This window comes from Paraburkholderia sp. Ac-20342, from assembly GCF_017104985.1.
In the GTDB taxonomy this organism is placed as follows: Bacteria; Pseudomonadota; Gammaproteobacteria; order Burkholderiales; family Burkholderiaceae; genus Paraburkholderia.
This window is the reverse complement of record NZ_JAAGPQ010000122.1, coordinates 1-18,876: the sequence shown is the minus strand read 5'-3', so window position 1 is coordinate 18,876 and position 18,876 is coordinate 1. Positions and strand designations below refer to the sequence as shown.

At 66.6% G+C, this 18,876-nt stretch carries 16 protein-coding genes, 2 tRNA genes and 2 pseudogenes; 7 read left to right on the top strand and 13 right to left on the bottom strand.

The window, feature by feature from the left end:
* A pseudogene (locus G3N58_RS30960) lies at nt 1-225 on the top strand (hypothetical protein); the annotation flags it as partial.
* Between the two features lie 25 nt (nt 226-250).
* The gene (locus tag G3N58_RS30955; RefSeq protein ID WP_206001087.1) at nt 251-2,416 is read left to right on the top strand and encodes an ATP-dependent helicase; all 2,166 of its coding nucleotides are present in this window, start codon (nt 251-253) and stop codon (nt 2,414-2,416) included.
* A gap of 163 nt (nt 2,417-2,579) precedes the next feature.
* Here the strand turns inward: G3N58_RS30955 and G3N58_RS30950 are convergent, their stop codons facing one another.
* The 8 genes from G3N58_RS30950 to fdxA all read right to left on the bottom strand — a co-directional run bounded on the left by G3N58_RS30950 (nt 2,580) and on the right by fdxA (nt 7,524).
* On the bottom strand, nt 2,580-3,353 hold the full coding sequence (locus tag G3N58_RS30950; RefSeq protein WP_167285707.1) for a DUF4088 family protein: 774 nt from the start codon (nt 3,351-3,353) through the stop codon (nt 2,580-2,582).
* 329 nt (nt 3,354-3,682) lie between these two features.
* Nucleotides 3,683-4,006 carry an AzlD domain-containing protein gene (locus G3N58_RS30945; RefSeq protein ID WP_167042898.1) on the bottom strand — a complete coding sequence of 108 codons (324 nt, stop codon included), beginning with the start codon at nt 4,004-4,006 and terminating at the stop codon, nt 3,683-3,685.
* A complete protein-coding gene (locus G3N58_RS30940; protein WP_167042900.1) occupies nt 4,003-4,764 on the bottom strand; it encodes an AzlC family ABC transporter permease in 762 nt (253 codons plus the stop codon). Before G3N58_RS30940 ends, G3N58_RS30945 begins: the two co-directional genes overlap by 4 nt.
* A 313-nt stretch (nt 4,765-5,077) precedes the next feature.
* Entirely contained in the window at nt 5,078-5,920 is an 843-nt protein-coding gene (locus G3N58_RS30935; protein ID WP_167042902.1) for an AraC family transcriptional regulator, read from the bottom strand.
* A 209-nt stretch (nt 5,921-6,129) separates the two neighbouring features.
* Entirely contained in the window at nt 6,130-6,606 is a 477-nt protein-coding gene (locus tag G3N58_RS30930; RefSeq protein ID WP_206001086.1) for a CreA family protein, read from the bottom strand.
* Between the two features lie 265 nt (nt 6,607-6,871).
* Nucleotides 6,872-6,947 (bottom strand) — tRNA-Asn (locus tag G3N58_RS30925).
* Between the two features lie 62 nt (nt 6,948-7,009).
* Nucleotides 7,010-7,085: transfer RNA gene (locus G3N58_RS30920), tRNA-Asn, on the bottom strand.
* Nucleotides 7,086-7,200: 115 nt separating this feature from the next.
* Nucleotides 7,201-7,524 carry a ferredoxin FdxA gene (gene fdxA / locus G3N58_RS30915; RefSeq protein ID WP_062127873.1) on the bottom strand — a complete coding sequence of 108 codons (324 nt, stop codon included), beginning with the start codon at nt 7,522-7,524 and terminating at the stop codon, nt 7,201-7,203.
* A gap of 272 nt (nt 7,525-7,796) precedes the next feature.
* Between fdxA and pncB the strand changes: the two genes are divergently transcribed.
* The 5 genes from pncB (at nt 7,797) to rmuC (ending at nt 13,929) form a co-directional block, all read left to right on the top strand.
* Nucleotides 7,797-8,993, top strand: a complete 1,197-nt coding sequence (gene pncB, locus G3N58_RS30910) for a nicotinate phosphoribosyltransferase (protein ID WP_167042906.1) — start codon at nt 7,797-7,799, stop codon at nt 8,991-8,993.
* A 254-nt stretch (nt 8,994-9,247) separates the two neighbouring features.
* Nucleotides 9,248-9,910 carry a lactate utilization protein C gene (locus G3N58_RS30905; RefSeq protein ID WP_167042908.1) on the top strand — a complete coding sequence of 221 codons (663 nt, stop codon included), beginning with the start codon at nt 9,248-9,250 and terminating at the stop codon, nt 9,908-9,910.
* Nucleotides 9,911-10,058: 148 nt separating this feature from the next.
* On the top strand, nt 10,059-11,447 hold the full coding sequence (locus G3N58_RS30900) for a sodium:proton antiporter (RefSeq protein WP_206001088.1): 1,389 nt from the start codon (nt 10,059-10,061) through the stop codon (nt 11,445-11,447).
* A 47-nt stretch (nt 11,448-11,494) separates the two neighbouring features.
* On the top strand, nt 11,495-12,484 hold the full coding sequence (locus G3N58_RS30895) for a D-glycerate dehydrogenase (RefSeq protein WP_206001085.1): 990 nt from the start codon (nt 11,495-11,497) through the stop codon (nt 12,482-12,484).
* Entirely contained in the window at nt 12,481-13,929 is a 1,449-nt protein-coding gene (gene rmuC, locus G3N58_RS30890; protein WP_205990345.1) for a DNA recombination protein RmuC, read from the top strand. The genes G3N58_RS30895 and rmuC overlap by 4 nt, the downstream gene beginning before the upstream one ends.
* A gap of 48 nt (nt 13,930-13,977) precedes the next feature.
* On the opposite strand, the gene G3N58_RS30885 is transcribed toward rmuC, so the two are convergent.
* From G3N58_RS30885 to G3N58_RS30865, 5 genes and pseudogenes are all read right to left on the bottom strand, one after another.
* Nucleotides 13,978-14,253, bottom strand: a complete 276-nt coding sequence (locus G3N58_RS30885) for a hypothetical protein (protein WP_167042915.1) — start codon at nt 14,251-14,253, stop codon at nt 13,978-13,980.
* 72 nt (nt 14,254-14,325) lie between these two features.
* Nucleotides 14,326-15,630 (bottom strand): gephyrin-like molybdotransferase Glp, encoded by a 1,305-nt coding sequence (gene glp / locus G3N58_RS30880; protein ID WP_167042917.1) that lies wholly within the window; start codon nt 15,628-15,630, stop codon nt 14,326-14,328.
* Between the two features lie 61 nt (nt 15,631-15,691).
* Nucleotides 15,692-16,318: a molybdenum cofactor guanylyltransferase MobA gene (mobA, locus tag G3N58_RS30875; RefSeq protein ID WP_206001084.1), complete on the bottom strand. Its 627-nt coding sequence runs from the start codon at nt 16,316-16,318 to the stop codon at nt 15,692-15,694.
* Between the two features lie 11 nt (nt 16,319-16,329).
* The gene (moaA, locus tag G3N58_RS30870) at nt 16,330-17,439 is read right to left on the bottom strand and encodes a GTP 3',8-cyclase MoaA (protein ID WP_167042921.1); all 1,110 of its coding nucleotides are present in this window, start codon (nt 17,437-17,439) and stop codon (nt 16,330-16,332) included.
* Between the two features lie 198 nt (nt 17,440-17,637).
* A pseudogene (locus tag G3N58_RS30865) lies at nt 17,638-18,876 on the bottom strand (ribonuclease E/G); the annotation flags it as partial.

Here is an 18,876-nt window from a genome sequence, read left to right as displayed (position 1 = left end):
CGGCAACCGGCAACCGGCAACCGGCAACCGGCAACCGGCAACCGGCAACCGGCAACCGGCAACCGGCAACCGGCAACCGGCAACCGGCAACCGGCAACCGGCAACCGGCAACCGGCAACCGGCAACCGGCAAGCCGCGCGCCGGTTGCGGCACACCCAGACCCGGCAAAAAAGGGCGCTTGTCGCGAGCAGTTGTATGGATATACAGTATGCGTCGCCATCCTGAATCCATCCAACGCACGAACCGCTCAGTGTCCACCGTCGCCGAATCCGCTCCGCCGTTCGATACCGCCGCCTGGCTCGCGAAGCTCAACGACGCGCAGCGCGAAGCCGTCGAATACGGGGCCGACACGCCGAACGCGCCACCCGGCGCATTGCTCGTGATCGCGGGCGCCGGCTCGGGCAAGACCAACACGCTCGCGCATCGCGTCGCCAATCTGGTGCTGAAGGGCGCCGATCCGCACCGCATCCTGCTGCTGACCTTTTCGCGCCGCGCGGCGCTCGAGATGACGCGCCGCGTCACGCGCATCACGGCCGCGTCGGCCAGCACGAGCGGCGTGGGCGCCGCGCTCGCGCAAGGGCTCACGTGGTCGGGCACGTTTCACAGCGTCGGCGCGCGGTTCCTGCGCGAATACGCCGATCTGATCGGCCTCTCGCCCGCCTTCACGATCAACGATCGCGAAGATTCCGCCGACCTGATGAACCTCGTGCGCCATGAACTGGGGCTGTCCGCGAAAGAGCGGCGCTTCCCGGCCAAGGGCACGTGTTTCGCGATCTATTCGCGCGTCGTGAATACCGGCGCCTCGCTCGGCCAGGTGCTCGAGAGCGCGTTTCCGTGGTGCCGCGAATGGGAGGACGATCTGCGCCGGCTGTTTGCCGCCTACGTCGACGCGAAGCAGAAGCAGAGCGTGCTCGATTATGACGATCTGCTGCTCTACTGGTCGCACATCGCCGCCGAGCCGGCCATCGCCGCCGATCTGTCGGCGCGTTTCGATCACGTGTTTGTCGACGAATATCAGGACACCAACCGCCTGCAGGCGTCGATCCTGCTCGCGCTGAAACCCGACGGCCGCGGCCTTACGGTGGTCGGCGACGACGCGCAATCGATCTACTCGTTTCGCGGCGCGACCGTGCGCAACATCCTCGATTTTCCGCAGCAGTTCGACCCGCCCGCGCGCCAGGTCACGCTGGAGCGCAACTACCGCTCGACCGCGCCGATTCTCGCCGCCTCGAACGCGGTGATCGAACTCGCGAGCGAGCGCTACACGAAAAATCTCTGGACCGACAAGGCATCGGCGCAGCGTCCGCGCCTCGTCACGGTTGCCGACGAAGCCGCGCAGGCACGCTACGTCGTCGAACAGGTGCTGGAGGCGCGCGAGCAGGGCGTCAAGCTCAAGTCGCAGGCGGTGCTGTTTCGCGCGGCGCATCACAGCGCCGCGCTCGAGATCGAGCTGACCCGCCGCAATATTCCGTTCGTCAAATTCGGCGGGCTCAAATTTCTCGACTCGGTGCATGTGAAGGACGTGCTCGCGGTGCTGCGCTGGGCCGAGAATCCGCGTGACCGCGTGGCTGGGTTTCGGGTCGTGCAACTGCTGCCGGGCGTGGGGCCAGCGACCGCGGCGAAGCTGCTCGACGACATCGCGGCGCGCGTTGGCACCGGCATGAGCATAGGCGAGGGTGATCCGGCCGCGCCGACAGGCGGCGCGCTCGCTGCGCTGGCCGGGTTCAGCGCGCCGGCGCGGGCGCAGGAGGACTGGCATCCGTTCGTCAAGCTGATGTCGAGCGTGTACGGTCGGCAGACGCCGTGGCCCGCCGAATTCGAAATGGTGCGGCGCTGGTACGAACCGCATCTCGAACGCAATCACGAAGATGCCGCGATCCGTCACGCGGATGTCTTGCAGATGGAGAGCATCGCCGGCACGTATCCGTCGCGCGAGCGCTTTCTGACCGAGCTGACGCTCGATCCGCCCGACGCGACCAGTGACGAATCCGGCGTGCCGCTGCTGGACGAGGACTACCTGATCCTGTCGACGATCCATTCGGCGAAGGGGCAGGAGTGGCGCAACGTGTTCGTGCTGAACGGCGTCGACGGCTGCATTCCGTCCGATCTCGGTACCGGCAGCGACGAGGATATCGACGAGGAGCGGCGCCTGCTCTACGTGGCGATGACGCGCGCGAAGGAGGACCTGCACATCGTCGTGCCGCAGCGCTTTTACGTGCATAACCAGACCCATCTCGGCGACCGCCACGTGTGGGCATCGCGCACGCGCTTCATCGCCACGCCGATGCTGCCGCTGTTCGACGCCTATGCGTGGCCGCGCGTGCCGGTCGCGCGCGCGCCGAGTGCGGCGGGGCTCGCCGCCGCTGCGCAGGCGAAGATCGAGATTGCGGCGAAACTCAGGAAGATGTGGGATTGAGTGCGGCGCGCCGGGAGCAAGGCACGGCGTCTCGGAGCGGGATGAACGAATTCGGCGATGACGCCATTGTGCGTGTGTCTCGCAGTGCTGCTGCTGCGCCGCGACGGCGGATGGCCACCGTTGCCCGGTCTTGCCGCCGCGCGGCGCGAACCCCGCGCGCCGCCTAGCGCGACTGCCGCTGCTGTTGCTGCTGCGGTGCCACCGGGCGCGGCGGCACGAAGAAGTTGCGCAGCCACGCGGCGAGCCGCGAGAACACGTCGTCCGGTTCCTCGACGAAAATCTCGGGCTTGAGCAGGCGCAGGTATTCCATGATCTGCTGCGCTTCCTGCTTCTGGAACGTGCCGTGCGCAAGGCCGAGGCGCAGGAGCCCGCGCAGCTCGCCGAGTTTTTCGCGCGCGGTGCTGCCCGTGCTCGTCTCGCACGCGACCTTCGCCTCGTAGACGCGCTGACGCAGCGATTCGACGAGCCGCCAGGCCGGCGTTTGCATTACCTCTTCGAGCGCCTGGATGTCCTGTGCCGCGCTCCTGATCTGCGCGGCGAGCGGATCGACGAGCGTCGCGTCGCCTTCCGCTTCCTTGACGATCGCGGCCGCCCAGTCGCGGCATTGCTTCGCCAGTTCCTCGGGCGTCCATTCCGAGCGCGCGGCGAAGCCGAAGCCGAACTCGCCCGCCTGGCGCATCAGAATCGCGACGACGTCGGGAAACTCCTTGTCGAGCGTGCGCTTGGCCCACGCGTATTGGCCGCCCTGGAGCATCCGCTGCACCGCGTGTTCGGTTAGCGGCACCATGTTGTCGAGCAGCTTCGCGCGCAAAAAGTCCTCGAACGACGGCGTCGCGAACTGCGGATCGAGTTTCAGCGAGACCCGCAGAAACGCCTCGAAGTCTTTGCGCAGCGACGTGACGGTCTCGTCCTTGAGCTTGAGGGTGATTTGACCCATGTGTTATCCCGTTTTCGTGCCGCGCGGTGCGCGTCGCGCCGCTCGCCGGCCGCACGCGGACCGGGGGCTATGCGACGCCGGCTGCCGGCGCGGCTGTTCCAGCCTGTTGCCGCGTCATCAGCGGGACGAATCCCGATGAGCGGACCTCGACTGCTTATCGGCGGAGTTGAGGGAAACTTGAGGGCGTGAGGGCGTGAGGGCGTGAGGGCGTGAGGGCGTGAGGGCGTGAGGGCGTGAGGGCGTGAGGGCGTGAGAGCTGGCCCGGCGCGAACGCGGTACAGAGCCATCGCGCGGCCAGCATCAGCCGCGCGGTCGGGCCCGGAACGCGCTTACTTCAGCACGACGCACTGCCAGAGGAAGAACACGGCCAGCCCGACCGCGATGGTCAGCAGCGGCCGGCGCGTCGTCGCGCTGGCGACGACGGCCGCCAGCGCCCCGACCAGCTGCGGATTGCGCCAGCTCAGCTCGGCATGGTTGCCGTGCGGCGAAACGGCCATCGGCACGATGATCGCGGTCAGCACGGTAACGGGCACGAAGCTGAGCGCGGTGCGCAGCAGCGGCGGGAATACGAGCCGGTCGCCGAGCACGAACACGGCGGCGCGGATCACCCACGTGATGGCGGCCATGCCGGCGATCAGAAGGACGTAGTTCATCGCGTGGCCTCCGCAGCGGTGCGCGAGCCGCGCAGGCTCAGGCGCGAACTCGACAGCAGCACGCCGACTGCAACGCCGGCGAAGACCGCGCCGAGCAGGCCGAGCTTGTACGGCCATGCCTGCCAGAAAAACGCCAGCGTGCCCGCCGTCGCGGCTGCCGCGATAAAGCGCAGTGCGACCAGTTGCGGCACGACGATCGCGATGAACGTCGCGACCATCGCGAAATCGAGTCCGAGCGCTTGCAGGCCCGGGAAGGCCGCGCCGAACAGCAGGCCGACGACGGTCCACAACTGCCAGTTCAGATACATCGCCGCGCCGGCACCGAAGAAATAATACGGACCGACCGTGCCCGGTTCGCGATGCCGGTAGTGCTCCCACGCGACCGCGAAGACTTCGTCGGTGAGCAGCGCGCCGAGCGCCCAGCGCCAGCGTTTGGGCAGATGCGCGACATGCGGTGCAAGCGTCGCGCTATACAGCACGTGACGCAGATTGACGACGAGCGTGGTTGCCCAGATCACGGCGAAACTCGCGTGTCCGGCGATCAGGCCGAGCGCGATGAACTGCGCGGAGCCGGCGAATACGATCAGCGACATCAACTGGCCGTGCCACAGATGCAGCGGGCCGGATGCGACGAGCGTGCCGAAAATGACGCCGAACGGCGCCGCGCCGACCAGCATCGGAATGATGTCGCGCGCGCCGGCGCTGAATTCTTTGAGATGGCCTGGGCGAACGGGCTGGCCTTGGGGGGAATCGGTCAATCTGGCCTCCTTGATTGCGGAAGCATAGCGGGGAGCGGTGCGGTGGGCTTGTACGTTCTTGCTGCGGGGTCGTCGTTCGGGTTGTCTGTTCGGGGTGCTGTTCCCGTTGCGGGCGGGTGAGGGGATGGGCCAAGCAGGCCGATGGAGGCGCGGCAGGCCACCGCTTCGCGCCTGATTTTCCCTGCTCGAAGATTCGGCTATTAGCCATCTAGCCGGAAACGACGGGATCGACTTCGGCGCTGTTCGCCGGGCCGGTGCGGCTGTTTGCGCTACGGTCAGCGCGTGGGCTGCCCGGACGCCCCGCCCCGCGTGCTCAGGCTCCGCGCGCGGTTCCCTGCCACTGGCCGGGCGGCACGCCGAACATGCGGCGGAAGTGGCGCGTGAAATGACTCTGGTCGGTGAAGCCGCTCGCGGCGGCGACGTCCGTTACCGGGATGCCCGCGCGCAGCGGCGCGAGCGAGCGCTGCAGGCGCACCTGATTGCGCCACGCGTGCGGCGGCAAGCCGGTCGTTCGCGTGAAGAGGCGCGCCGCGTGAAACGGCGACAGCCCCGTCGCCTTCGCCACTTCCGCGAGCGGCACGGACTCGAGCAGGTCGCCGGCGAGGCGCTCCTGCATGAGCGCGACGCGCACGTCGTCGGTGGCGAGGCGCGCCGGCTCCGGCCGTGTCTGCGCATAGCGGACCAGCAGCGTGGACAGCGCGTCGAGCATCGCGGCCTCGGCGGCGAGTTCGTCGTCGCCCGCTTCGAGCAGGCGATGCGCGCACGCGAGCCGCATCGCGAGATCGGGATCGCGGATCACGCCGGGCGCGAACCACGGCAAGGCCTGCGGTTTGCCGCCGACTTCCGCGGCGAGATCGTGCATGAACTCGACCGGCGCATAGATCACGCGATACCGCCAGCCGGCCTCGACTGCCTTCGATCCCGTATGCAGTTCGCCCGGGTTGATGATGGGCACGCTGCCGGCCTCGGCAACATAATGCTCGCCGCGATACCGGTAGCATTCCGCGCCTGCGACGATCACCGGGATCGTGTACGCATCGTGCCAATGCGGCGCGAATTCGTGATCGCGATATTCGGCCGTGAGCAGGTCCGCGCCGGGCAGAAGCGGCGTGCGCCAGTAGCGGGCGGAATCGCGGAAGCGGTGGGTGGTGGTCATGACGAAAGTCCGGCTGGGCCGATCAGTGTAGCGCGTCGTGGGCATGTGCGGCGGCGGGCGCCGCTCGGGAGGGACATCACGCGGAGCGTGTCGGACGGCGAGGCAATATCGGGCGGCGGCACGCGCGATACGTCGCGGCAAGCCTTGCCGGGACGCACGCGCGCTGACGTGTTGACCGTGGCCCTGCCACGCCTGTCGCCTGTCGCCTGTCATTTGACGGGAATCGTGGTGCCGTTCGGCATCGGTACGGCACTGACGCTGTTTTTCGCGCTGCCGCTGACCACGCGATCGCTATAGGTCAGATAGACGAGCGCGTTGCGCTTCGTGTCGACCACGCGCACGACGTGCAGCGACTTGAAGATCAACGACATGCTCACCGAAAACACATCGTCCTTCTGCTTCACGGGACCGGTGAAATGCAGCGGCCCGACCTGGCGGCAGGCGATCGACGCCTCGGTCGGATCTTCGGCGAGACCGAGCGTGCCCTTGACGCCTCCCGTGCGTGCCCGCGACACATAGCAGGTGACGCCTTGCACGACGGGATCGTCGTAAGCCTCGACGACCACGCGGTCCGAACCGGTGATACGGAAATTCGTATTGACGCTGGCGACTTCTTCGCTGTGCGCCGAAGGCAGCAGCAGTACGCCGACGGCGGCGAGCGCGGTGCGCAACGAGGTGGAGTTCATGGACATGCCCGGTTGAGTGCCTGGAGTGGAGCAGCGCGAGAATCGCGAGAGGAAATGCGAGAAATGCGCCGCGAAGCCGCCATCGTATAACGGCGCGCGGGCGGTGCCATGCAAACCTGCGTGCCGATGATTTGCGTCGGTGCGTTCGCGTTGCGTGCATGCGATCCTCAATACACGACGTGTGAAATCGTATCGTTGCGAGAAGGACGCGTAGCGTCGCTGCCAAAACAAAAAGGCCCGCACGGATGCGGGCCTTTCAAAATTTTGGCTCCTCGACCTGGGCTCGAACCAGGGACCTACGGATTAACAGTCCGGCGCTCTACCGACTGAGCTATCGAGGAACAGCAGTACAACTTGATCTACATAAAAAAACCCGTCTTGGTTAACGGGCTTTTGCAATTCTTGGCTCCTCGACCTGGGCTCGAACCAGGGACCTACGGATTAACAGTCCGGCGCTCTACCGACTGAGCTATCGAGGAACAGAACAACAACAGCAGAGAAGCGAAATTGTAGAAGTAGCTTAAGTGCCTGTCAATACCCTGCGGTCATCTTGATAACAAATCCGAATTGGCAGGGTGGGTGACAGGTTGCCGCTTAGCGCGCGAGCAGCGCGAGCTTTTCCTTCACGTCCTTGAATTCGTCGGCTTCCGGCAGCGGTGCCTTGGTCTTCGTGATGCTCGGCCACGCCTTCGCCAGATCGGCGTTCAGCGCGATGAAGTCCTGCTGGTCGCCCGGCACGTCTTCTTCGGCATAGATGGCGTTCACCGGGCACTCGGCTACGCACACGGCGCAGTCGATGCATTCATCGGGGTCGATCGCGAGGAAGTTGGGACCTTCGCGAAAGCAGTCCACCGGGCACACATCGACACAGTCGGTATAGCGGCACTTGATGCAGCTTTCGGTCACAACGTGAGTCATTCAGGCAGCTCCTGCATACGGAATCAGGGAAGGCGCGGACGCCAAAAGCGGTATTGTAACGTAACGTCAAGAGGCGCATGAAGCATCGGGCCGTGCCTCTTATATGTTTTTGTGATTAGTTTATGGGGTGCCGCGGCGTGCCGTGCGAGAGCTTGCGACGCGCTGAATGCGGGCGCATCGGGTAACATGCGTCAGGCGCGCGACGTATGCGCGTTCGTTGCAAGGGTCGTGTGAGCCCTTTTCGTTTTTCCAGCGGTCCAGTTCGTACCATCATGATGATTACTTCGCTGCTCGATACCGATCTGTACAAGTTCACGATGATGCAGGTGGTCTTGCATCACTTTCCCGCCGCGAACGTGGAATACCGCTTCCGCTGCCGTACGCCGAATGTCGATCTCGTGCCGTATATCGACGAAATTCGCGGCGAGGTGCGCAAGCTCTGCGAACTGCGTTTCACCGACGACGAACTCGACTACCTGCGGCGCATGCGCTTCATCAAGGGCGACTTCATCGAGTTCCTCGCGCTGTTCCATCTGAACGAGAAGTACATTTCGATCACGCCGTCGCCGAAGGGCAATGGCGAAATCGACATCGACATCAAGGGGCCGTGGCTGCATACGATCCTCTTCGAGATTCCGGTGCTCGCGATCGTCAACGAAGTCTATTTCCGCAACACGCAGCAGGAGCCGGACTACCGCGAAGGCCGCGGCCGTCTGCTCGACAAGATTCAACTGCTCGGCGCGCGCCCCGAATTCGCCGACTGCAAGATCGCCGACTACGGCACGCGCCGCCGCTTCTCGAGGCAATGGCACGAGGAAGTGATCCTCACGCTCAAGGACGGTCTCGGCGAGCAGTTCGCGGGCACGAGCAACGTGTTCTACGCGATGAAGCACAGCCTCACGCCGCTCGGCACGATGGCGCACGAATATCTCCAGGCTTGCCAGGCGCTCGGTCCGCGGCTGCGCGATTCGCAGATTTTCGGCTTCGAGATGTGGGCGAAGGAATATCGCGGCGACCTCGGTATCGCGCTGTCCGACGTGTACGGCATGCAGGCGTTCCTGCGCGACTTCGACATGTACTTCTGCAAGCTGTTCGACGGTGCGCGCCACGATTCCGGCGATCCGTTCGACTGGGGCGAGCGTCTGCTCAAGCACTACGAGGCCAATCGCTGCGACCCGCGCACGAAGATTCTCGTGTTCTCCGACGCGCTCGACATCCCGAAGGTGCTGCAACTCTACGAACGCTTCCGCGGCCGCTGCAAGCTCGCGTTCGGCGTCGGCACCAATCTGACCAACGACCTCGGCTATAACCCGCTGCAGATCGTCATCAAGATGGTCCGCTGCAACGGTCAGCCGGTTGCGAAACTGTCGGACTCGCCGGGCAAGAACATGTGCGAGGACAAGGCTTATCTCGCGTATCTGTGCCAGGTGTTCGGCATCACGCAGCCGGAGGAAGAGGCGGCGAAGTAACGCGTGATGCCGGGCAATGCCGTCCGGTTTGCGCTTCAGCCTGCTTTCCGACTTGTTTTGTTTCGGCTGACCTCCCGGCTCACGGGTCGTGCAGGTTCATGGGCGGCTTACGTTCATGTCCATACAGGTTCGGTGACCAGTGTCGCCGCACTCGCGACGCACGGCAATATGCCGTTCGGCCAGGGTGTTCGCGCGAGGGGTGGTCGGTATAATCCTCGCCATACCGCACGGCTGTCGACACGAGGACCTCGCTTATGGACACATCGATTGCCCGCCGCAACATCCTGGCGCGCATCCGCGCAGCGCAGGGACGCGAACCCGAGCCGAGCGCTGCCGAACGCGAGGCCGTGACGGATTACCTCGCACGCCATCCGGCCGGCCCGCGTCCGGAGATGTCCGGCGATCTGTGTGCGCGCTTCGTCGACGAAGCACAAAAAATGGCGACCACGGTCGACACCGTGCAGGCCCTCTCCGATGTCCCCGCCGCCGCGCATCGCTATCTGACGCAACACGGTTTGCCGCTGCGGGCCGTCGCCTGGCAAACGCTAGGCGATCTGCCATGGAGCGAAGCCGGCCTCGCCGTCGAATTCCGCAAACCTCAAGACAACGACGCCGTCGGTCTCACCGGCTGCTTCTGCGCGACCGCCGAAACCGGCACGCTCGTGCTGCTCTCGGGTCCGCAGACCTACGCATCGGCGGCGCTGCTGCCGGAAACGCACATCGCGATCGTGCCGGCTTCGCGCATTGTCGCGGGTCATGAAGAGGCGTTCGGCCTGATCCGCAAGGAGCGCGGCGAGCTGCCGCGCGCCGTCAATTTCGTTTCGGGTCCTTCGCGCACGGGCGACATCGAACAGACTATCGTGCTCGGCGCGCACGGCCCTTATCGCGTGCATGCGATCGTCGTGCAGGGTGCCTGAGCGAAGCACGCGGCGGCGTTTCAGCGCGCGGGCGGCAGGTGCGGCACATGCGCTGCGCGTGGTAGAGGGCGCTGTCCGTCGTCACCGGCGCCACGGCGGCATGCAAGTGCCGCCGGTAAGGGCAGGCCAGTGGCTCGCTGTTGCATTGATGCTGGCGAGCTGGTCCAGTCCCACCCTGGCCGCGACCTTCGACGGGGCCGCGCTCTCCGCGTTTTGGGGCGTGCCGTTTGCTGGCGTGCTGCTCTCCATCGCGCTATTTCCGCTTGTCGCTCCGGCGTTCTGGCATCGCCATTTCGGCAAGGTCGCGGCGGCGTGGGCGCTGGCGTTTCTCGTGCCGTTTGCGCTGAGCTTCGGCGCGCACGAGGCGCTCGGCGCACTCGCTCATGCGCTGTTCGACGAGTACATCCCGTTCATCATCCTGTTGACCGCGCTTTATACGGTCGCGGGCGGCATCCGCGTGCGCGGCAATCTGCGCGGCACGCCGCGTCTGAACACCGCGATTCTGGCGCTCGGCACTGTGCTCGCGAGCGTGATGGGCACGACCGGCGCCGCGATGCTGCTGATCCGTCCGTTGCTGCGCGCGAACGACAATCGTCGTCACGTGGTTCATGTGGTCGTGTTCTTCATTTTCCTCGTGGCGAACGTGGGCGGCTCGCTGTCGCCGCTCGGCGACCCGCCGCTCTTTCTCGGCTTTCTCGAAGGCGTGAGCTTTTTCTGGACCACCACGCATCTCGCACGGCCGATGCTGTTCGTGAGCGGCGTGCTGCTCGCGATCTTTTACGCGCTCGACTCGTACTACTTCCATCGGCGTGAGGATGCGCGGTCGCGCTGCTCCGAACCGTCGCCGCAAAGAGAGCGGAGCGGCATCGACGGCAAGATAAATTTCGTGCTGCTCGCCGCGGCGATCGCGCTCGTGCTGATGAGCGGACTATGGCGTCCGCAAATCACGTTCGAGGTATTCGGCACGCACGTCGCGCTGCAGAACATCGTGCGCGACGTCGCGCTCGTCGGCGTCACGCTGCTGTCGCTCGCGCTGACGCCACGTGCGGCTCGCACGGGCAACGATTTCAACTGGGCGCCGATCGAGGAAGTGGCCAAGCTGTTCGCCGGCATCTTCGTGACGATCGTGCCGGTCATCGCGATGCTGCGCGCGGGGCAAGCCGGTGCGTTCGCGGGCCTCGTGCATCTCGTCAACGAGCCGTCCGGCGAGCCGCGCGACATCATGTATTTCTGGGCGACCGGTCTGCTATCTTCGTTCCTCGACAACGCGCCGACCTACCTCGTGTTCTTCAACCTCGCGGGCGGCGACGCGCAGACGCTGATGACGAGCGGCGCGACCACGCTAGCGGCGATTTCGGCCGGCGCGGTGTTCATGGGTGCGAACACGTATATCGGCAACGCGCCGAACTTCATGGTGAAGGCCATCGCGCAATCCCGCGGCGTGCGCATGCCGGGCTTCTTTGCGTATCTGGGCTGGTCGGGTGCGGTGCTGCTGCCGCTGTTCGCGCTGACCGGCTGGCTCTTTTTCAGACACTGATTTCGACGCCGAGGCGATTCCGCCCGACGCCCCTACGGAGACTTGCAATGCAGAAAATCCTCGTGGCCCGTTCGATCTTTCCCGACGTGATCGACAGGCTCAAACAATACTTCGACGTCGACGCGAACCAGGGTGACGTGCTGCCCGCCGACGAACTGAAGCGCCGTCTCGCGGACAAGGACGGCGCGCTGACCGCCGGCGAAATGATCGGCGCGGACGTGCTCGCGGCGGCGCCGCGTCTGCGCGTGGTGTCGAACATGGCGGTGGGCTACAACAACTTCGACATGGCCGCGTTCAACGCCGCGAACGTGCTCGGCACCAACACGCCGGACGTGCTCAACGAGTCGACCGCCGATTTCGGCTGGGCGCTGATGATGGCCGCGGCGCGCCGCATCGCCGAATCGGAGCACTGGCTGCGCGCGGGTCAATGGCAGAAGTGGAGCTACGACGGTTTCCTCGGCAGCGACCTGTACGGCTCGACGCTCGGCGTGGTCGGCATGGGCCGCATCGGCCAGGCGCTCGCGCGGCGTGCGAAGGGCTTCAACATGCGCGTGATCTATCACAACCGCTCGCGCGTCGTGCCTCAGATCGAGGCCGAGCTGAACGCGGAGTACGTGTCGAAGCAGGACCTGCTGCGGCGTGCCGATCACGTCGTGCTCGTGTTGCCGTACACGAAGGAAAACCATCACACGATCGGCGCCGCCGAACTCGCGCTCATGAAGCCGAGCGCGACGCTCACCAACATCGCGCGCGGCGGTATCGTCGACGATGCGGCGTTGGCGCAGGCGTTGCGTGAGAAGCGCATCGCGGCGGCCGGTCTCGACGTGTTCGAAGGCGAGCCGAACCTGAACCCGGCGCTGCTCGACGTGCCCAACGTCGTGCTGACGCCGCACATCGCCAGCGCCACCGAAGCGACGCGCCGCGCGATGGCGAATCTCGCCGCCGACAACCTCATCGCCGCGCTCGGCGAAGGGCCGCGCGCCGGTCAGCCGCCGAATCCGATCAATCCCGACGTGCTCGGCAAGGCGCGTTCATGACGATGATTCTGGTGGCGGCCGTCGCGGTGCTGGCGGTCGCTCTCGTGATCGCGCTCGCGTTGCTGCTGCGCGGGCGTGACCGCACGGAGCAGCACGAGCAGTTCGACATGCTGAACGAACGCGTCGATGCCGTCGTCGACGCGCAGGCGCATACCGCCGAGCGGCTCGAGCGGCAACTGCGCAACGACATCGCCGAGACGGCGCGCGTGTCGCGTAGCGAGCAAAGCGGCGGTTTTGCGCAGTTTCAGCAGACGCTCGCCGCGCAGTTCGGCAGCATGGCGACGGTGCAGGGCGGCAAGATCGACGGCTTCGCGCAGCAGCTCGACGCCGTGCGGCACAGCCTGCAGGTGCAGGCGCAGCAGGCGCGCGACGAGCAGGGCCGCTCGCTCAAGCAGTTCGGCGACACGCTGAGCCTGCAACTCGGGCAGCTCACCGAGGCGAACGAGCGGCGCTTTGCCGAAGTGCGTGCGACCATCGAGCAGCGCCTGAAGGATATCGAGGCGAACAACGCGGCGCGGCTCGAGGAAATGCGCCGCACCGTCGACGAAAAACTGCATGCGACGCTGGAGCAGCGTCTCGGCGAATCGTTCAAGCTCGTCTCCGACCGGCTCGAACAGGTGCATCGCGGCCTCGGCGAAATGCAAACGCTGGCGGCCGGCGTCGGCGATCTGAAACGCGTGCTGACCAATGTGAAGACGCGCGGCACGTGGGGCGAGGTGCAGCTCGAAGCGTTGCTCGAACAGCTGCTCACCGCCGACCAATATGCGAAGAACGTCGCGACGGTGCCGAAGAGCGCGGATCGCGTCGAGTTCGCGATTCGCCTGCCGGGGCGTCCCGAGCTCGGCGGCGCGAATATGCCGGTATGGCTGCCGATCGACGCCAAATTTCCGCGTGAAGACTACGAGCGGCTGATCGAAGCGCAGGAGCGCGCCGACCCGGTGGCGGTGGAAGAAGCGTCGCGTGCGCTCGAAGCGCGGATTCGCGCCGAGGCGCGCACGATCGCCGAGAAGTACGTGGCGCCGCCGCATACGACCGACTTCGCGCTGCTGTTTCTGCCCACTGAGGGTCTCTACGCGGAAGTGCTGCGCCGGCCGGGGCTCTCGGACCTGCTGCAGCGCGATTACCGCGTGACCATCGCGGGGCCGACCACGCTGACCGCGCTGCTCAACAGCCTGCAGATGGGCTTCCGCACGCTCGCCATCGAACAGCGTTCGAGCGAGGTGTGGCAGGTGCTCGGTGCGGTGAAAACGGAATTCGGTAAATTCGGCGACGTGCTCGCGAAGACGAAAGCGCAGCTCGAAACCGTCACGCGTTCGATCGAGGCCGCGGAAACGCGCACGCGCGTGATGAATCGCAAGCTGCGCGACGTCGAGGCGTTGCCCGGCGACGAGGCGAGCGGGTTGCTGGGAGAGGCGCTGTCGGGCGTGGAGCCCGACGAGCCATAACGGAGTTTTCGGATGCCGGCGCGAAGATTGAGCTGGCATCCGCCGGCATTACGCCTCTTCGGGCACGTCGGTCAGATGGATTTCGATGCCGCCGAAGCGCGACGCCACCCAGTTGTACGCGTGGCAGGCGATCCACAGCAGCACGAAGCCGAGAATCGCGTTCAGCAGCAGGGCGCTGAAGACCGTGCTCAGCTCGACCGAGCCGTAGCGCACGAACGCGACCACGACGCCGAGCAGCACGATCGGCACCGAGAACGTCAGGTACACGAGGATCAGCGCTTTGGCCGTCTGTCCAGGTGCGATGAACGAGATCTGTTTTTTCATGTAAGTCAAACCCGTGTGTCGTGATAGTCGTGTGGGTGAAGCCGCTGATGGTGTGCGCCGCGCCGGCCGGCGTCAGATAAGGCCGTCGAAGAGCATGATCGAAACGTGTTCTCCGGCGGCGATGTCGCCTTCGTCATGGCCGAGCACGATAAAGCAGTTCGCTTCGCTCATCGAGCTCAGCACGCCCGAGCTTTGCGAGCCGGTCGGGCTGACGTGCCAGTGGCCGTGAGCGTCCGGTGCGGCCACGCCGCGCTGGAATTCCGTGCGGCCCGGGCGCTTGCGCAGCACCTCGCGGCTCGTCGCGTGAATGACCGGCAGCGGCTGCGGCGTCGCGCCGGACATCAGCAGTAGCGCCTCGCGCACGATCTGATAGAACGTCACCATCACGGCGACCGGATTGCCCGGCAGGCCGAAGAATAGCGCGGGTTTGCCGAGCCCCGGTTGCGCGCCGGACCAGAGGCGGCCGAATGCGAGTGGCCGGCCGGGGCGCATCGCGAGGCTCCAGAACGCGACGTCGCCGAACGTCTGCAGCAGTTGCTTCGTGAAATCGGCTTCGCCGACCGATACGCCGCCCGAGGTCAGCACGACGTCGGCATTGGCCGCGGCGCTGTGCAGCGCCGCTTCGAGCGCGGCCGGTTCGTCGCGCACGACGCCGAGATCGAGCGCGTCCACGTTCAGGCGGCGCAGCATCGCAAACAGGGTGTAGCGGTTGCTGTCGTACACCGAGCCCGCATCGAGAGGCTCGCCGAGCGAGCGCAGTTCGTCGCCGGTCGAGAAGAACGCGACACGCAGACGCCGCCGCACGCTGACTTCGCCGATGCCGAGCGACGCCAGCAGGCCGAGGTCGGATGCGCGCACGATGCGCCCGGCGCGCAGCGCGACGTGGCCGCGCGCGAGGTCTTCGCCGGCAAGACGACGGTTCGCGCCGGCCGCGACCGCGCCGGCGGCGAAGCGGATCGAAGCGGCATCCGTGCTGTCGCGCTCCACCAGTTCCTGCGGCACGACGGTGTCGCAGTCGGCGGGAAGGCAGGCGCCCGTCATGACGCGCACGCACTGGTTCGTTGCGACGCGGCCTGTGAACGGATGGCCGGCGAGCGCCTTGCCGGCCACCGTCAGCTCGACGTTCCCGGCGCCGCCGGCGAGCGCCGCGCGGTTGAATGCGTAGCCGTCCATGGCCGAATTGTCGTGCGCGGGGACGTCGATCGGCGAGACGATGTCGGTCGCGAGCACACGGTCGAGCGCATCGCGCAACGCCACGCGTTCGGCCGCCGCGACCGGCGTCGCCCACTGCCGGACAATCGCCTGAGCGGCCGAAACGGGTAGCGCGTGAGGATCGTACTGCGCGACGCAGCGGGAAAAGTCGTTGGGCGTGGTCATGAAGGGCTGGGCGGCGCGCCCGGAGAGGGGCGCGGCAATCGCCGTGCGGCCGGAGCGGAGGTCAGCCGGGGCCTCGATCACGTTCGAGGTCGGCGAGTTCTTGTAACGAGTTGGCATTGTAAAACGGGCGCTCGTCGGCAAAGGCGACTTCGACCGTCGTGTGGCGCGCGTACCACGCGCGCACCTTGCGTTCGCCGGCGGCCAGAAAGGCCGCGAGGTCGTCCGCGAGGGTGGTGCGCATGAGCGCGAACACGGGGTGCAGCGACGCCGCGCCGTGAGCGTCGAGGGTGGTGACGGTGACGATATCGGCCTGCTTTTCGTCCAACGCGTGCGCGAGGCGGGCGGCGAGGTCGGCGGGCAGCCACGGCGAATCGCAGGGCACGCTGAGCAGATACGCGGTGCCGGCGGTGCGCAGTCCGGCAAGCATGCCGGCGAGCGGGCCGGGAAAGCCGGCGAGCGTGTCGGCGACGACCGTCGCGCGATAGGTGGCGCCGAGCGCGGCATAGGTGTCGGGATGGCGGTTCGCGCTGATCAGCAGGGCAGCCGTTTGCGGTGCGAGGCGCCGCAGCACGTGCGCGGCGAGCGGTTTGCCATGCAGCATCTGCAGCCCCTTGTCGACCCCGCCCATGCGCGTGCCGCGCCCGCCCGCGAGCACGAGGCCGGTGATCTGTTCACGAGTGATTGACATGCGCCGGCCGCTCAGCCGCCGATGTAGGACATTTCGACGCGCCGTGCGGCCGGTTCGTCGAGCGAGGCCGGGTGGCTGCCGCGCAGTTGCGAATAGCGGTCGCCGCGGCCTTGCCAGATTTCGGCGATGGCGGTGGCGATCTCGGCGTCGCTCGCGCCGCCGCGCAGCAACGCGCGCAAATCGTGGCCGGCCGACGCGAACAGGCACAGGTACAGCTTGCCTTCGGTCGACAGCCGCGCGCGCGTGCAATTGCCGCAAAACGCCCGCGTGACGCTCGAAATCACGCCGATCTCGCCGCCGCCGTCGACGTAGCCCCAGCGCTGCGCGGTTTCGGCGGCGCTATGCGCTTCGAGCGGCGCGAGCGGGAAGTGTTCGGCGATGCGCGTGACGACGTCGGCGGACGGCAGCACCTCGGTCATATTCCAGCCGTTCGAGGTACCGACGTCCATGTATTCGATAAAGCGCAGCACTGTGCCCGTGTCTTTGAAATGGCGCGCCATCGGCACGATTTCGCCGTCGTTGGTGCCGCGTTTGACGACCATGTTGACCTTCACGGGCGCGAGCCCGACCGCCTGCGCCGCGGCAATGCCATCGAGCACGTCGGCGACTGCGAAATCGGCGTCGTTCATGCGGCGAAACAGCGTGTCGTCGAGCGCGTCGAGGCTGACGGTCACGCGGCCGAGTCCGGCGTCCTTGAGGCCGCGCGCCTTGCGCGCGAGCAGCGAGCCGTTGGTGGTCAGCGTGAGGTCGAGCGGACGGCCTGCCGGCGTGGTCAGGCGGGCGAGCCGTTCGATCAGGAATTCGAGGTTCTTGCGCAGGAGCGGCTCGCCGCCCGTCAGACGGATTTTCTCGACGCCATGCGCGACGAAGAGTTGCGCGAGCCGTTCGATCTCCTCGAAGCTCAGGAGCGCGCTGTGCGGCAGGAACGCGTAGTCCTTGTCGAACACCGCGCGCGGCATGCAGTAGACGCAGCGGAAATTGCAGCGATCCGTGACCGAGATGCGCAGATCGCGCAGCGGACGCGCGAGCGTATCGTGCAGCGCGCCGCTAGGCGTCTGCGCCGGGCCGGCGATAACCGGCGCCGAGCTGAGATCGGCAACGGGAATGATGCGTCGGGACATGAGGTGCTTCGTCGAATGCTTGAACGGACAGTGAATTATTCATTCTATCGGAAATGCTCGCGGCGACAGGCGTGCCACGGGGCTTGTCGGGGTATACGGGGAGCGGCATGCAGCCGTGCTTTTCGCTAGCGACGTTGCGGTCGTCCCCAAACGAAAAAAGCCCGCCGGTGAGGGCGGGCTTTTGCTGACAAGAGTAGCTTACTGCGGCTGCTTGACCGTTTCGACCTGCTGCATCGGCGTGCTGTCGACCGGCGGCAGCGGCTTGCGCTCGCGTGCCACGCGCGGCGGCTTGGCCGCCTGCGCTGCCATTTCCTGCGCGGCGCGCAGCTTGTCTGCGTCGGTGTTGACCCAGATCAGGCCAGCCTGTTCGAGGATCGGCTTCAGCGCGTCGGCCGATGCCGCACTACCGTGCGCCGGTGCCTGCTGCTGCGCGGGCTTGGCTGCTGGTTCGACGACGGCCGGTGCCGGTTCGACGGCAGCCGGTTCCGCTGCGACGACCGGCTGCGGCTCGGCGACCTCGGCTTGCGGCGCCGGCTCGACGGCCGGTGCTGCTGCGACGGTAGCGGTAGCCGGCGTTGCCGTTTCGGCCTGAGCGGGGGCCGCTTGCGGTTCCACCTGCGGTTCCGTTCGCACTTCGGGCTGTGCCGCCGGTTGTGCTTCGGCAGCCGCTGCAACTACCGGTGCTTCAGCCTGAGCCGGCGCTTCGGTATGCGCGACCGGTTCAACCGGCGAAGCCGTTTCGCTCACGGCCGGTGCAGTCTGGGCTTCCGCCACGGGTGCTTCAGCGGGTGCTTCCGCGATTGCCTGCGGTGCAACCGGAGCCTGTTCGAGCGGCACGACCGTTTCGGTCTTCGCTGCGTTTTCCGCAGCCAGCGGCGTTTCGGCTGCCGCATGCAACTCGGTCACGACGACGCTTTCCGTCGCGACAGCGGCGACCACCACGTCGACCGGCGTCACGTTCTGCGTTTCGCTGACCGGCTGGGCGGCACGAATCGGCGCTTCGTCGCTCGTGGCGGCGGTTTCACCGACGGTTTCGCCTTCGCCTTCGGCTTCCGCGACATCCGCCGCGAGGTTGCCGTTCACGTCTTCTTCACGCTCACGACGACCACCGCGACGGCCGCGACGGCGACGACGACGCTCTTCGCCTTCACGCGCCACCGCTTCCTGATCGACCGGCGCACCGTTTTCGTCCGCGACGGCGCGGCTGATTGCCTGTTCGTCGGCAGCTTGCGCTTCGGTTTGCGTCAGCGCCGCGACGGCTTCCGCCTGCGGCTTGCGACGCTCGCCGCGTTCGGTGCGCTCACCCCGTTCGCGGCGCTCCTGGCGCTCACCGCGCGCCGCGCCTTCGATGGCTTCCGCGCGCTCGGCGCCACGGTTGTCGCGCTCGCGGCCCTCGCGCGGCTCACGCGCTTCACGCGGCTCGCGGTTCTCGCGCGG